The sequence below is a fragment of the Lolliginicoccus lacisalsi genome, assembly GCF_014841105.1.
Lineage (GTDB): Bacteria > Actinomycetota > Actinomycetes > Mycobacteriales > Mycobacteriaceae > Lolliginicoccus > Lolliginicoccus lacisalsi.
The window spans coordinates 69539-83466 of the sequence record NZ_JACYWE010000005.1 but is presented as its reverse complement, the minus strand read 5'-3'; the positions used below and the strand labels follow the sequence as shown (position 1 = coordinate 83466).

At 65.5% G+C, this 13928-nt stretch carries 11 protein-coding genes and 1 pseudogene; 8 read left to right on the top strand and 4 right to left on the bottom strand.

The genetic code is table 11. The annotated features are described in order from the left end of the window. The first annotated feature begins 84 nt into the window (after nt 1–84). The 5 genes from HT102_RS09665 (at nt 85) to HT102_RS09645 (ending at nt 5410) form a co-directional block, all read left to right on the top strand. Nucleotides 85–1260: an LLM class flavin-dependent oxidoreductase gene (locus HT102_RS09665; protein WP_192039221.1), complete on the top strand. Its 1176-nt coding sequence runs from the start codon at nt 85–87 to the stop codon at nt 1258–1260. A 10-nt stretch (nt 1261–1270) separates the two neighbouring features. Next, entirely contained in the window at nt 1271–1723 is a 453-nt protein-coding gene (locus HT102_RS09660) for a MarR family winged helix-turn-helix transcriptional regulator (protein WP_333473370.1), read from the top strand. Next, a complete protein-coding gene (locus HT102_RS09655) occupies nt 1720–2400 on the top strand; it encodes a CE1759 family FMN reductase (protein ID WP_192039220.1) in 681 nt (226 codons plus the stop codon). The genes HT102_RS09660 and HT102_RS09655 overlap by 4 nt, the downstream gene beginning before the upstream one ends. Nucleotides 2401–2941: 541 nt before the next feature. Then, nucleotides 2942–4045 carry a ferredoxin reductase gene (locus HT102_RS09650; protein ID WP_192039219.1) on the top strand — a complete coding sequence of 368 codons (1104 nt, stop codon included), beginning with the start codon at nt 2942–2944 and terminating at the stop codon, nt 4043–4045. Nucleotides 4046–4057: 12 nt separating this feature from the next. Beyond that, a complete protein-coding gene (locus tag HT102_RS09645) occupies nt 4058–5410 on the top strand; it encodes a fatty acid desaturase family protein (RefSeq protein ID WP_192039218.1) in 1353 nt (450 codons plus the stop codon). Between the two features lie 157 nt (nt 5411–5567). Here HT102_RS09645 and HT102_RS09640 read toward each other — a convergent pair whose 3' ends face one another. Further along, nucleotides 5568–7382 carry an ATP-binding protein gene (locus HT102_RS09640; RefSeq protein ID WP_192039217.1) on the bottom strand — a complete coding sequence of 605 codons (1815 nt, stop codon included), beginning with the start codon at nt 7380–7382 and terminating at the stop codon, nt 5568–5570. Nucleotides 7383–7869: 487 nt separating this feature from the next. Further along, nucleotides 7870–8451, bottom strand: coding sequence for a hypothetical protein (locus HT102_RS09635; protein WP_192039216.1), 582 nt, complete (start codon nt 8449–8451; stop codon nt 7870–7872). A 173-nt stretch (nt 8452–8624) separates the two neighbouring features. Between HT102_RS09635 and HT102_RS09630 the strand changes: the two genes are divergently transcribed. After that, entirely contained in the window at nt 8625–9914 is a 1290-nt protein-coding gene (locus HT102_RS09630) for a condensation domain-containing protein (RefSeq protein ID WP_192039215.1), read from the top strand. Between the two features lie 15 nt (nt 9915–9929). Here HT102_RS09630 and HT102_RS09625 read toward each other — a convergent pair whose 3' ends face one another. After that, complete coding sequence (locus HT102_RS09625) at nt 9930–10874, bottom strand: hypothetical protein (protein WP_333473369.1); 945 nt, start codon at nt 10872–10874, stop codon at nt 9930–9932. 1059 nt (nt 10875–11933) lie between these two features. Between HT102_RS09625 and HT102_RS09620 the strand changes: the two are divergent. Then, nucleotides 11934–12107: pseudogene (locus tag HT102_RS09620) on the top strand (helix-turn-helix domain-containing protein); the annotation flags it as partial. A gap of 108 nt (nt 12108–12215) precedes the next feature. Here HT102_RS09620 and HT102_RS09615 read toward each other — a convergent pair. Further along, nucleotides 12216–12785 carry a TetR/AcrR family transcriptional regulator gene (locus tag HT102_RS09615; RefSeq protein WP_192039213.1) on the bottom strand — a complete coding sequence of 190 codons (570 nt, stop codon included), beginning with the start codon at nt 12783–12785 and terminating at the stop codon, nt 12216–12218. Between the two features lie 181 nt (nt 12786–12966). Here HT102_RS09615 and HT102_RS09610 point away from each other — a divergent pair, with 181 nt between their 5' ends. Then, nucleotides 12967–13917 (top strand): alpha/beta hydrolase, encoded by a 951-nt coding sequence (locus tag HT102_RS09610; RefSeq protein ID WP_192039212.1) that lies wholly within the window; start codon nt 12967–12969, stop codon nt 13915–13917. The last annotated feature ends 11 nt before the right edge of the window (nt 13918–13928 follow it).

Here is a 13928-nt window from a genome sequence, read left to right as displayed (position 1 = left end):
GCCAGGCGCCAGGCGCGCGGGAATAGCCACGCGCCTCAGGCGTTAGAATATATGCAAACGCATTGATCTAGGGAGGCATGCACGATGCAGTTCGGAATCTTCTCCGTCAGCGACATCACCCGCGACCCCACCACCGGCGCCACCCCCAGCGAGGCCGAGCGCATCAAGGCCTCCGTCGCTATCGCCCAGAAGGCCGAGGAAGTCGGGCTCGACGTCTTCGCCATCGGTGAGCACCACAACCCACCGTTCTTCTCGTCCTCGCCGACCACCCTGCTCGCCCACATCGCAGCACTCACCGAGCGGCTCATCGTCACCACCTCCACCACGCTGATCACCACCAATGACCCGGTCAAGATCGCTGAGGACTACGCGATGCTCCAGCACCTCTCGGGTGGACGCATGGACCTCATGCTCGGCCGCGGCAACACCGGCCCCGTCTATCCCTGGTTCGGCCAGGACATCCGCCAGGGCCTGCCGCTGGCGCTGGAGAACTACAACCTCCTGCACCGGCTGTGGCGCGAGGACGTCGTCGACTGGGAGGGCCAGTTCCGCACCGCCCTGCAAGGATTCACCTCCACCCCGCGACCCCTCGATGACGTGCCCCCATTCGTATGGCACGGCTCCATCCGCACGCCCGAGATCGCCGAGCAGGCCGCCTACTACGGCAACGGCTTCTTCGCCAACCACATCTTCTGGCCTACCTCCCACTCCAAGCGCCTCATCGACTTCTACCGGCAGCGCTTCGAGCACTACGGCCACGGCACCGCCAAGCAAGCCATCGTCGGCCTCGGCGGGCAGGCCTACATCGCCAAGCGCTCCCAGGACGCCTGGAACGAGTTCCGCCCCTACTTCAACGCCGCCCCCGTCTACGGCAACGGCCCGTCGCTCGAGGAATTCGAGGGCATGACGCCCCTGTCGGTCGGCAGCCCCCAGGAGATCATCGACAAGACCCTGACCTTCCACGACGCCATCGGCGACTACCAGCGCCAGCTCTGGCTGATCGATCACGCCGGGCTCCCGCTCGGCACCGTCCTCGACCAGCTCGAGCTGCTCGGCGGAGAGGTAGTGCCCGTCCTGCGCAAGGAGCTCGCCAACCGCAAGGACCCCGAGACCGCCGAGGCGCCCACCCACCAGTCACTGATCAAGGCGAAGTACGGCGACGGGCCTGCGCGCCAGCCACGGCCCAACGCCAACCGCGGCGACAACCTCACCGGCACCTCGCCCTACCAGGACACCAGCACCGCCAAGGCTGGGCAGTAAGGCCAAGCCAGTGACCCGCACCAGCAGCCAGCAGGCCAACGCCGCGTGGGAGGCACTGCTCACCGCCCACGCGGCGCTGATGAAACGCTTCGCCGCGAACGACATCTGGGACGGCACGACCATGCGCGAGTACGACGTGCTCTATGCGCTCTCCAAGTGCGCCGAGCCACTGCGGCTCGCCGAGCTCAACGACTACGTCCTGCTCAGCCAGCCCGCCCTCTCGCGCATGGTCGACCGGCTCGTCGAGCGCGGCCTCATCCACCGCGACCGCGACCCCCACGACAAGAGGGGAGTGCGCCTCGCCCTCACCGAGGACGGCAAAGCCACCCAGCGCCGCATCGGTGGACGCCACGCCGTCGACGTCGCCCGCGCCATCAAGAACCCCCTCACCGACGACGAGATGCGCGAGCTCGAGCGACTCTGCCGCAAGCTCGCCCACCAGCACCAGGAGGACACCCCATGACCGCCACCAAGCACTACCGCCTCGTCGTCGTCAGCGGCGGCACCAGCGACCCATCCTCGACCCGCCTGCTCGCCGACCGCATCGCCGCCCGCGCCGCCACCCTCGCCGAGCAGCACGGCCACGAGACCATCGTCACCATCATCGACCTGCGCGAGCTCGCCACCGAGATCACCACCGCCCTCGTCTCCCAGCTCACCGGCCCCCGCATGACCAAGGCCATCGAAGCCCTCGCCGCCGCCGACGGCATTATCGCCGCGGCACCGGTCTACAAGGCAGCACCGAGCGGGCTGTTCACCTCGTTCTTCCACGTCCTCGACAACGACCTGCTCATCGCCAAGCCCGTCATCCTCGCCGCCACTGCCGGAACCGCCCGCCACGCCCTCGTCGTTGATGAGCAGATGCGGTCGCTCTTCGCGTTCCTGCGAACCATGACCGTGCCGACTGCGCTGTTCGCCTCCGCCGAGGACTGGTCCGACACCGACCTCAACAAGCGCATCGACCGCGCCGCCCGCGAGCTCGTCATCCTCATGGAAAGCGGCTTCGCCGAGAAGGTCCGCGACAACTCCTGGGGGCACTACCAGCACGAGTTCGGCAGCGCCGGAGGAGCGGAGACCGGGATCGAGCTCGACACCGATTTGATGCGGCTCGCCACCGGCGGCAGCCTCCCCAAGCGGTGAGGCGGCTTTCGCTGGTGGGTCGGGGCTGCTTTCGCAGGTGGGGCCTTCGCGGGTGCCGCGAGTGGAAACTTTTCCCGGTGTGAGCGGGAAAAGCTTCCACTACCCGGCGCCCGCGCTACGCGTAGCGCAGAGCGCGGTTCCTCCCGCCGGAGATCTGCGAGCGAAAGTCAACGAATCAGCCCCGGAATTCGGACATCTGTTGACTCTTGCTCGCAGATCCGATGGGAGCCGCGCCGGTGCTTGGCCGGGAGGAAGGCGCGGGCGGTGGTGAACCACTGGATCCGTGCGGCTGGTTCCCTGCCGCTGGTTCCCTGCCGCTGGTTCCCTCGCCGGCCAGTGGAAACTTTGTCCGCTGTGAGCCGGAAAAGCTTCCACTGGCGGAAGAGCGGACTGGCTGCGGCCCTGCCGAGGCTGGGCACGCACGCCCCGCCGCCCAGTCCAACCACCCCGTGTCGGACGTTTCGCCCACATTCCCGCAAGACATGGACGTGACGTGCATCACGTTGTTATCGTCGAGCAACGGCGACGGAAGGTGCGCGACATGGTCGAACACGCGGCAATCCCCCAAGTCCCCCAGGTGCGCAAGCGCCTCCTGCGCGCGGGCAGGGTCCTGACGACTCCGCTGCTGCCGGATGACTACCTCGAGCTGGTCAATCCGCTGTGGTCGTCGCGGCAGATGCAGGGGAAGGTTGTCCATGTCAGGCAGGAGACGCCCCGTTCCGCGACGGTGGTCATCAAGCCCAACTTCCCCTGGCCAGGGCACAAGGCGGGGCAGTACCTGCGGATCGGAGCGGAGATCAACGGCATCCGCCACTGGCGCGCTTACACCCTGACGTCGGATCCCAACCATCCCGATGGCCTTCTCAGCATCTCGGTGCGCACCGTGGAGGGCGGCCGGATGTCCACGTTCTTTACTCGGCACATCCAGCCCGGGGCGCATGTCTTCCTCGGCGAGGTGGAGGGCACTTTCTGCCTGCCCCACCCGCTCCCGTCGAAGTTCCTGATGTTCAGCGCCGGCAGCGGAGTGACCCCGATATTCAGCCTGCTCCGCGAGCTCGCCCGCCGGGGCGCGCTGAGCGATGTGGTCCACCTGCACAGCGAGCACACCCCCGACGAGGTGATGTTCGATTCGATCTTCGAGCAGATGGAGGAAGCGTTCCCGGGCTATCGCCGTCATGTGCACCTCAGCGAGGAGAACGGCATCCTTAAGCCTCCCATGCTCGACGACCTGTGCCCGGACTGGCGCGAGCGCACGACCTACCTGTCCGGCCCGCCTCCCATGCTGGATGCGATGAGTGCCCACTGGGACGCCGAAGGGGTCTACGAGAAGCTCTCGATGGAGCATTTCCAGCCGTTCGCCGGAGATGGCGGCGCGCGGGGCCTCGGCGAGGGCGGAACGGTGCATTTCCGCGTCACCGAAATGCTCGCGGAATGCGACGGAGCCACCTCGATCCTCGTCGGCGGCGAGAACTGCGGCGGTGACCTGCCCTTCGGTTGCCGGATGGGCGTATGCCACACCTGCATCGGTCGGCTCGAGCACGGCCAGGTGCGCGACCTGCGCACCGGCAAGGTGTCCGGTTCACCCGGCGAGATGGTTCGAACCTGCATCAACGCGCCCGAAGGACACGTTGAAATCGACCTGTGAAAGGACTTTTCCATGACCCAAACCGTTCTGAACGGTCACGCAAGCAAACCTGATGCGAATGCTCCCGGCGACGGCCACCCATTGCACTCGCTGACCCCGGAACAGATCGAAGAGCTCGGCAAGGAATTCGACGCCATCCACGAGCAGGTATACAGCGAGCTCGGCATCGATGACGCGCAATACATCAGGGGCATGATCAAGCTGCAGCGGCGCCTGCTCGCCGTGTCCCGCGGGGTGCTTATCACCTCGCGATTCTGGCCATCCTGGATCCTCGGAACCACAGGGCTCTCCGTCGCGAAGATCCTGGAGAACATGGAGATCGGCCACAATGTGATGCATGGCCAATGGGACTGGATGAACGATCCCTACATCCATTCATCAACGTGGGACTGGGACAACGTCTCACCGGCCGCGGCCTGGAAGCATTCGCACAACTACCTGCACCACACATATACGAACATCGTGGGCCTGGACAAGGATGTCGGCTACGAGATCATGCGGGTCGACCCGAAGCAGCCGTGGCATCCCCGGTACCTGGGCCAGCCGCTCTACAACGTCCTGCTCGCGCTGCTGTTCGAGTGGGGAGTCGGGGTCCATGACATCGATGTCGAAGCGATATTCAACGGCACCAAGGACAAGCAGCAGCTCAAGGACGAGCTGAAGGTCATTGGCAAGAAGGTACGGCGCCAGGCCGTCAAGGATTACGTCGCGTGGCCAGCGATCAGTGCGACAGCCATGCTTGCGGTCGAGCTCGGCGTGATCACCCTTTTCGACAGGAAAGCCGAAGGCGGCCTGAACCGGTTCCGCAACGCCAAGGCACGTGCGGGCGGCGGCCTCCGGAAGGGCAATGTACTGCGGCGCCTGATCGATCGCCGGGCGTTCCGGGAGCCGTTCTTCGCGACGCTCACGGCGAACGTCACCGCCAACCTCGTCCGGAACGTGTGGGCGTACGCGATCATCTTCTGCGGCCACTTCCCGGACCAGACCTACACGTTCACGAAGGAAGAGGCCGAGGGAGAGTCCAAGGGCGGATGGTACGTCCGGCAGCTGATCGGCGCGGCCAACATCGAGGGCAGCCCCCTGTTCCACATCATGAGCGGAAACCTGTCCTTCCAGGTCGAGCACCACCTCTACCCGGACATGCCAAGCTCCCGCTACCAGGAGATCGCGCCGCAGGTTCGCGAGATCTGCGACAGGTACGGCCTGCCCTACAACACAGGGCCCTTCTGGAAGCAGATCGGGACCGTGCAGCGCACCATCCTGCGCCTGGCCTTTCCCGGAGGTGCCGAGCGGCCCAAGCCGGGCCCGCACCATGAGCCGAAGCGGCTGAGCAGCGACGAGGGAGTCTTGCCAGCCTTCCCGTGAGCCGGGGGTGGTTCGGCGGTCCGCGTGGGTGCGTCGCCTGCCCTCGCGCCACGCCAGGGCGCGCGCCACGCCAAACGCGCTGGATGACGTCAAACGCGATAGAAACTTCGGTGGATTTGCCGCAGCTTCTATCGCGTTTGCGCTGGAGCAGCATCCTTCACCAGACACGCTCCTTCCCGGCATCCCAATCTACGGCACCGGCCGGAACCTCGATGCGCTCCACGCCACGGGGCGAGTCCTCGACAATGGTGCACACCGACTTTCGCCCCGGCGGCAGGATCCGTACGGTGATCCGTCCTTCGACCATCTGCTCGAGCCGCGCAGTCACCCTCGCGCGCACCTTGGCGGCCAGTTCGGGATCGAGGCCACCGTCATCGAGGAGCGTCACCTCCACCCCGCGGGCACGCGCCCGCTCGGCCGCGTCGAGAACATCCTCGGCAGCGAGCGCCCGTGCCCGGATTCGGTCGCGCAATCGTGCCTCGATGAGCCGAGCCCGCTCCGCGAGATGGTCGATGCTCCCGTTCCCGCTCATTGCCTCGAGCAGGGGCCGGGCGGTGGTGGCGAGGTAGGCGAGCTGCTCGTCCCGCTCGGCACGACGTGCGTCCGCGTCAGCTCGCTCGGCAGCGAGCTGGACGGCGAGCGCGCGCGTCGCGTTGATCCGCCGGACCTGGCGGCGCAGGGTCACCGCGAACAACGAGCAAACCATGAGCAGGAAAAATTGCCACAGCAGCTCCGTGCTGATTGGACGAGCAATATCGATGCCCGGCTGCAATTGCCAAGCCATGTAAGCAGCCGCGATAGCAATCGCCGCGAGCCAGGCGATGCCCAAGCGGCCGCGGACCGCCATGAATGCCAGCGCTACCGTCGAGACCGCCCAAGGCCACATGGTGGTCACTGAATACGCCCCCGGCTGGGCCAGCGGCACCACCGTCGCGGCCGCCGCAAGGAGAAGGACCAACCCGCACCCTGCTGCTGCACCCGCCGGTAGTGGATCCGACCGCGGCAGCAATAAGAGAGCTAGCGCGGCAAACAGGCACAGGACGGCCATCGCCGAGCCCAGATGGACCTGGGCCTGATGAACGCTGGCTAGCGGTCGCAGCGCCTCCGAGACAAGGAAGGCAACCCCTAGGGCGACCGCCCCGGTGCTGCGCAACCCCAGAACGTCACTAGCAGTCGTGGGCAGCGTTTCCGCACTGCCGTGCCGAGCCCCCTCCGCCATGAGATTGTCGTCAGCGATCGCCAGAGGCGAATCCACTGTGATGGTTGTTCCCAGGCCGGGAGCCGAATCAAGAGTGACGTGCGCATCGGGTAGCTGTTCCACGCGGTTGAGGATGCTGACGGATACCCCCAGCCGGTTCATGGCGACACGCGCAGGATCGAACCCCACGCCGTCGTCGGTGATCGTTACGCGAGCACGTGGTGCCTCGATGGCTATGTCTATGCGCCGATGCACCCGCCGACCGTCGGTGCCCGCGTGCCGCAGACTGTTGCGGACAGCCTCACCGAGAACCTCCAGCAGCGCGGCCACTACCCGTGAATCGACAACAGCAGACCGATCGGGCACGACAGCATGGACAGGTATGGTCTCGTCAAGATCGCTGCAAGTCTGCCGCATCCGAGCCACCACCTCATCAACGGACAGCAACCCTCCAGGCACCGCCTTCGAGAGGTCCTCGAGATCTGCTACAGATCGGGCAGCAGCGTTGCGGACCACCCATCGATCACTGCTCCCCGCAGCGGCCAGCAATGCTGACAGCACCGAATCGTGGACCAACGCATCGATGCGCCGACGCTCGCCCACTGCCGCGCGCTCCCGAGCGCGATCCGCCGCCACTCGCCGCAACGACGCAGTCGCCACATCTCGCTGCGCGCCTCCGCGCAGCCCACCGATGGCCACTGCCGCGAACACCAGCCCGAAAACCGGCGCCGCGATCGCCTCCCGTGCCACCCACACCACGGTCGCATCGCGCATTACCCACCAGTTGCAAACCGCATGCGCCGCACTGAACATCGGGATATAAGGAACTAGTAGCCAAGGGCGCCCGATCAGGGGAACCGCGGTGATAGCTGCCGCGGTCGCGCCGCTAGCCCAAACCGCCCCCTGCTCGGTGACAAACACATCGCGCGCGAACCCGAGCGGGGCTAGCGCGAGAACAACCCCATTGCCCACCGCAAACAACGCGGCAGCCCCCTGCAATACCCGGATCGGCAGCAGGGTCGAACCTGCCGCCAACACGCATGGAGGAAGCACGACCGATGCAACCGCGATGACATTCCACCAGGATTCGGCCAGCGGCCACTGCTCGGTCACGGGCGGAGCAATGATGAGCGGGAACAGCAGGCCTGCGCTCCCCGTGACGAAGCACAAGACCCGGAACATGCGATCACGGGCACTCATCGGGGCAGCGCGGGGCACGTGCCCAATCTAGACGTGGATATCGCGGAGGGGCTCGCGAACGTCAGGAACCGCTGAAACTGAGCTGCGGCGGCACGAACATCGAGCCCGAGCTGCCCAGCGATCCAAAGTCCAGCGATCCAAAGTCAAGAGAGCCTCCACTGCTGGTCGCCGCGCATCCCGGCACCTCGATGCTCTGCCACTCCTCGACATAGTCATTCGATTCGGGCCCGAGGATCACCCGGTACTCGACAAGGTAGGTCTCTGACGGTGGCTTGGGCGGATAGCCCCGTGCCTCGAGGTCCTCGGTCTTGGTGCTCGTGAACGGTGGCTCGATGTCATTGCGGTAGGGATTTCCAGGCCACGGTGGTGTGTCCGGTGCGATCTCGGAGCGCACGCTGCGCGGACCGACGGGGCCCGTACCGAAGTCGTCCGGCCCGAGCGGTTCATTGTCGACCCGGAAATCGAGGGTGAAGAACGTGGAGTTGGTGCGGTTGTCCATCTGGAAGGTCACGAGGCATGGCCCTGGCGAGGACGCTGAGAGCTCGATTCCCGGGGCATCCTGTGCAGTGGCGATGCCTGGAACACTCGTGGCAATCATGGCGGCCGCGCAGGCGGGCAGCGCAACCTTGAATACTCGGTTCATGGTGTTCCTCCCAGGCTCAGCAGTGCTTTCGCATCACGCTAGCGTTCGGTTGACCATTTGTGGGGCGAATGTAACTTTCGCTCCGCAGGCGGTCGAAAGGCTTCCCGCATCGGCCGCGCGCCCCTCGTGGCCGTCGCATACGATGTCGGTAGGCACCCGGCAAGGAGACACGCATGGCGCAAACGCTCACGGTCACTTCCCTCGACGAGGCCTTCATCAATCTCGCCTCGAAGGTCATCATGTCGGTGCAGTTCGAGGTGCGGGTATCCGGCAGCCTCGATGAGGAGCGCCTGCGTGGCGCGCTGCGGCAGGCCGTGGAGACCCATCCGCTGGCGCGGGCCAGGCTCGCCCCGCCGCGGCTGGCGTCCACGCGCGTGACGTGGGAGATCGCGGATACTGCCGATCATCTGGCGCTCGAGGTGACCGATGAGCCGGTCGGCCTGGTGCGCGATAGGCTCCAGTCGCGTGTTCCCGATCTCGCGCGCAGTCCGTTGTTCCACGTAGCGCTGGTGCGGGACCCCGGTGGCGACTACCTGATGTTCAACTTCCACCACGCCGGTTTCGACGGCATGGGCGCCGTGCGCTTCATGACCTCGGTCGCGCGCGCCTACTCGGGAGTGGAGGACATCGTCGGCGGACCGCCTATCGAGCAGGCCCGTGACCTGCGTGCCATTGCTGGTGCCCGTTCCATCAGCGATGTGATCCCACGGGCGCAGAAGCTCGCCCAGGACACGCTGGAGCGCAGGAGGGTCACTCGCGTCGCGAGCGATGGAGGGGACCCGGCCGAGCCTGGCTACACCCTCGCTGGCGTGACGCTGACAGCCGAGCAGACCGCCGGGATCGTTGCCAGCAAGCCGGAGGGGGCGACGATCAACGATGTCGCTCTCGCCGCGCAAGCGCTGACGGTGCTGCGCTGGAACGAGGCGCACGGCGAGAGGATCGGCGACTCCGTGTCGATCATGATGCCGGTGAACCTGCGGCCCGCGGAGTGGTCGACCGAGGTGATCTCCAACTACGCGAGCTTCCTCGCGATCGTCGTTCCTACGTCGGTGTCGCGCGATCTTGCCGAAGCCACGAAGGTGGTGCGTGATCGCACGAAGAAGCTGAAGGAGAACGGTGCGGCGGGCTGGATCGTTGATGTGCTCGACCGCGGCAACCTGCTGCCCGTGCTGATCAAGAGGAACCTCGCCGGGATGCTGCCGCTCGTGCAGCACCAGTTCATCGAGACCACGGTCCTGTCCAACGTTGGCCGCATGAATATTCCCAGCTTCGGCGATGCGGGCGATGTCACCGAGGTGTGGTTCAGCCCGCCCTGCTTCGGCGATCTGATGAGTCCTGGCGTCGGGCTCGCAGGCGTCGGCAAGGAGCTATTCGTCACGTTCCGTGGCATCCGGCAGTACCTCAGCTCCGACGCCGTGCAGCGCTTCGCCGACATGTACGTCGAGACAATCACCGGGCGCTAGGGCTTTTCTGGCCGTTCAGCCGGGGAGGTCCGCGAGCGCGATGCCCGTCAACCCTGGCGGGAGCGCAACGATGGTGCGGTCTTCTCCGGTGACGACATTGGTGGCGCGCACGGTGCCGCCCCGCAGGCTGGTCACATAGAAGGTGATGCCATCCCCGGACGCGAGACCAATGGCCTCGGTGAAGCCGCGCGCGAGGATCTCATACGCCTGGATCTCCGGTGACGCAGCGGCGGCGGGGGAGAGGACTGCCCGGTTGAGAGTGTTGCCGTCCGGTTCGGCACCCCGGTCCGTCCACACCAGCCGCAGGCCAGCGTTCGGATCACTGCGATCGAGGTGCAGGTCGATCGGCTCTGGCAGGCCCGCTAGCAGCATGATGATATCGTCGCGATCCTCGGCGGTGCGGCCCGGCGGCATGTCTAGCGATGCGCGAAAGATCCGTCCCTGGCCCGATTTTGGCGCGCCCTTCTGTGTCCAATAGAGGTTGCGGCATACCGTGTCGATGGCGATGCCCACGCAGTGGTGGCGGGGATCGCGTGCATCCTCACCCTGGCCAGCGATGACGAGCGTCTCGACGTGCGACCCGTCGAGGTCGCAGCGCATCACCCGCATGCCCTCGCGGTCGCACCAGTACAAGTGGCCCGCGTCGAAATCAGCGGTGAGCTGCTTGCCGGTAGTGAACGTGCTGCGTGGAACGATGGTGCGACGGTTGGAGCCGTCGAGATCGACCCGTTCAATCGAGCCATTGCGGGTGAAGAACGTGGGTTCCTGGCCCGGTTGCGCGCCAGGATCGGGCGTGCCCATGTTGGTCCAATAGATGTGGCCCCGGGCAGGGTCGACGACGATCCCGTCCGGGGTCTCTGCCGTGCCGTTGACGAGAACGCGTACGGTTCCGTCCTTGGGGGAGACCGCAACGATCTGCCGCGCCAGCATGCTCAGCACCACGAGTTCCTGCACGATCACCCTTCCTGCTCGTTGGCCCTGCTGCTTGCTACTTGCTACTTGCCGGAGCCAGCATCGACACTACGCCCGGCGGCGTGGCAGCGCCGGTCTGGTTTCGCTGGGGGGCGGAGATGGTTCGCTCGCGGGCGCGGCGTCGAGTTCGAGGGACGAATTTGCTAGCTAATGCCACATGGCGCGCCGCGAGACGGAGGCGGCAGCGTGACATTAGCTAGCGGGTGTGCGGGCAGCTGGCGGAGCGGGCTCAACGGGGTGGAGCGAGCGAGATCTGCGAGCGCATGTCAACAGGTCGCGGCGTTCGGGACCTGTTGACATGCGCTCGCAGATTGGCAGAGCGGCGCCAGCATAATGCGTCACAGTGACGTAAGTATCGCAGGGCCCCGGACGTTGGGAAGGGGCCCAGAATGGAGTGTTGACCCGTCGGTGGGCGGCGGCTCGGGGCGTTGCTTCCAGGCGATCGGAGCTCGCTCGGCCGATGGCTTGCTCGAGAGGTCGGTCCCAATCAGGGCGCGCCAGTATTGCGTCGAAGCCAGGCGCGCATGAGCCAGGCGTCGATGCAAGGCGGTCCAGTGCGCAGCGCGCCGCCTGCAGCAGGCTAGCTAGTGCGCAGCATCGCAAGTCGAGCCAGTGCATCATCATGCGGGCGACTGGATGAACCAGCGAGCACCGAGGATGGCACTGAACCGAACCGCAGCGGAGTGTGTCGTGGCAGGATCGGTGCGAATCCTTACCCTAAGGGTCGGAATCGGGTGCCAGGTGCGGAAAACACGATGCGAGCAACCGGTCGCGGATCTCGCGCAACTCGTCCCCACGCTTCTAGATATATAGCCGATAATCTACATTATGTTAAGTAACAACGGGCGTGGTGCATCAGATGAATCAGCCGGACTGCGATTCATCGAGCTTCGGCCCTCCCCGGGCCTGGTCCTGCTCGCCCTGCGGCGCTCGTACGCCACCCGCCTGGTGGGATCCCTTGAGCGACTTCCGCACCACAACACTGCAGCGGGCGCTCGACGCGACGGTCACCGAGGCGCTCGGACTCGTCGACGAGGGAGAGATCATATGAAACGGACCGTCGACTACACCTGGCGCCTGCCTGGACCCATGGCCGCACACGCCATGCACAACAGCGCAGACCTCATCCCCCATCTGCTCGAGCGGGGAATCGACCTCTCTCGTCCACAGGTGTACCGACTCGTCACCCAGGTACCAGCCCCACTCGCGGTGGAAATACTCGGATACAGCTACTCCGTCGCCCACCGCCACGCCGAGCTGGCCGCGCAGCCATGGGCGCAGCAACCGGCGCAGCGGAAGTAGATCAAGTGCTCAGTTCAGGCGAGTGGATCAACTGTGAGCACCGCCGGAGAGCGGTTGACGAGATATAGCATTGACGAGTTGGTCGATCACCGCCCGGGAAGCTCCGGGCGGCGGTGCGTGCGTGAGAAGGCCTTCGACGACGAATGTTCCGATGCGGATCATGGCGTCGGCGTCCGGTCCGGAGAGGCCCGCGGCGGCAATATCGGCAGCGAAGAGCGATTCGGCGTAAGCGTGAAATCCGTTGTGCCAGTCGTTAATAGTTTCCGATTTGGCCGCGCGTTCGTGCACCGTGGAGACCAACGGCCCCACCCGCTGTAGGCGGTCCACAAGCCATTCCAGCCGATCGGTCAGCGGGCGATCCGCCACACTCGCGTAGTGAGCCGCATCCTCGGTGACGATGGCGGTGAGGACGGCGACCAGAATGTCGTCCTTGTCCTCGAAATACCAGTACAAGGTGTTCGGGGTGATACCGACAGCTTTGGCCAAGCGGCTGAGAGACGTGCGCTCGAAGCCGTCGGATAAGAACAGCTCACGAGCGGCACCGACAATGTCCGCCCGCTTTGCTTCCCTGTCGTGCAGTCCTCGGTTCCTGGGCATGCCCGACATCCTATCTTGAACCCCCTTCAAGACCATGGTACCGTTCTTGATGACCGTTCAAGAGAGTCAAGGAAGCGGGATGGCGAAGATCGGACGAACAGCGTTGATCACCGCCGTCGCCTTCCCACAAGATCCACACAGGCGACCAGTGTCGCCGCTGAACAGAGGAATACATTCACCCATGACCACGAACGAACATCCCGATTTCACGCGTACCGAAACATCGTTCACCTCGGAGGGAATACGGTGCGCAGCTACGGTCTTCCGTCCCCGCACTGCGGCCGCCATGCCGCTGCCAGCGATCGTGATGGCACACGGGTTCGGCTCTCCCAGGGCAATGCGTCTGTACGACTACGCGGAAAAGTTCGTCGCGGCCGGCTACATCGTGTGCGTGTTCGACTACCGGTATTTCGGGGACAGTGACGGCGAACCACGACAACTGTTGAACGTACCCGCTCAACTCGTTGACTGGCGCAATGCTGTCGACTTCGCGCGGACGCTCGACGGAGTCGACAGGAACAGGATCGTCGGCTGGGGCACGTCCTTCGCAGGTGGCCACGTGCTGACCCTTGCGGGCAACGGCGTCGACTTCGCTGCTGTCATCGCGCAGGTACCTCATGTCGACGGCATCGCCGCAGTCCGCGCAGTCGGGCTGCGGCACACGCTGCGCGTGGCGCCCTCGGCCATCAGAGACGGTATCCGAGCACTCCTCCGGCGCCCACCTCACTACATCGACAGTGTCGGACTACCTGGGACGCGTGCGGTGATGGTCTCCCCCGACGCGATCACCGGACGCGATCAACTGATTCGCGAGTCAGGATTGTCCGACGGTGACTACCCCGATACCGTTGCCGCCCGGATCCTGCTCAAGATTTGGCGCTACTCCCCTGGCCGAACAGTATCGGCAATCGAGTGCCCCACGTTGGTGCAGATCATGTCCGAGGATGCGGTGACGCCTGCCGCGGTTGCGAGGCGTGCTGCAGAGGAGATCCGCAGGGCAACGATCCGCATCTATCCTGGCGGCCATTTCGATCCGTACGTCGATCCCCTCTTCTCGTCCGTGGTGGGTGACCAGTTGGCATTCCTCACCGAGAATGTGCCGCTGACGCCGCGGGCGCTCCCCACCGCCTGACTGCCCAGTTC

Coding starts and splice junctions, on each gene's coding strand:
- HT102_RS09640 (WP_192039217.1), bottom strand. CDS start 7,382: ATGCGCGATGCGACCGTGGTGTGGGTGGCACGGGAGGCGATCGCGGCG.
- HT102_RS09665 (WP_192039221.1), top strand. CDS start 85: ATGCAGTTCGGAATCTTCTCCGTCAGCGACATCACCCGCGACCCCACC.
- HT102_RS09645 (WP_192039218.1), top strand. CDS start 4,058: ATGACCCAAACCGTTCTGAACGGTCACGCAAGCAAACCTGATGCGAAT.
- HT102_RS09635 (WP_192039216.1), bottom strand. CDS start 8,451: ATGAACCGAGTATTCAAGGTTGCGCTGCCCGCCTGCGCGGCCGCCATG.
- HT102_RS09630 (WP_192039215.1), top strand. CDS start 8,625: ATGGCGCAAACGCTCACGGTCACTTCCCTCGACGAGGCCTTCATCAAT.
- HT102_RS09655 (WP_192039220.1), top strand. CDS start 1,720: ATGACCGCCACCAAGCACTACCGCCTCGTCGTCGTCAGCGGCGGCACC.
- HT102_RS09610 (WP_192039212.1), top strand. CDS start 12,967: ATGACCACGAACGAACATCCCGATTTCACGCGTACCGAAACATCGTTC.
- HT102_RS09650 (WP_192039219.1), top strand. CDS start 2,942: ATGGTCGAACACGCGGCAATCCCCCAAGTCCCCCAGGTGCGCAAGCGC.
- HT102_RS09615 (WP_192039213.1), bottom strand. CDS start 12,785: ATGCCCAGGAACCGAGGACTGCACGACAGGGAAGCAAAGCGGGCGGAC.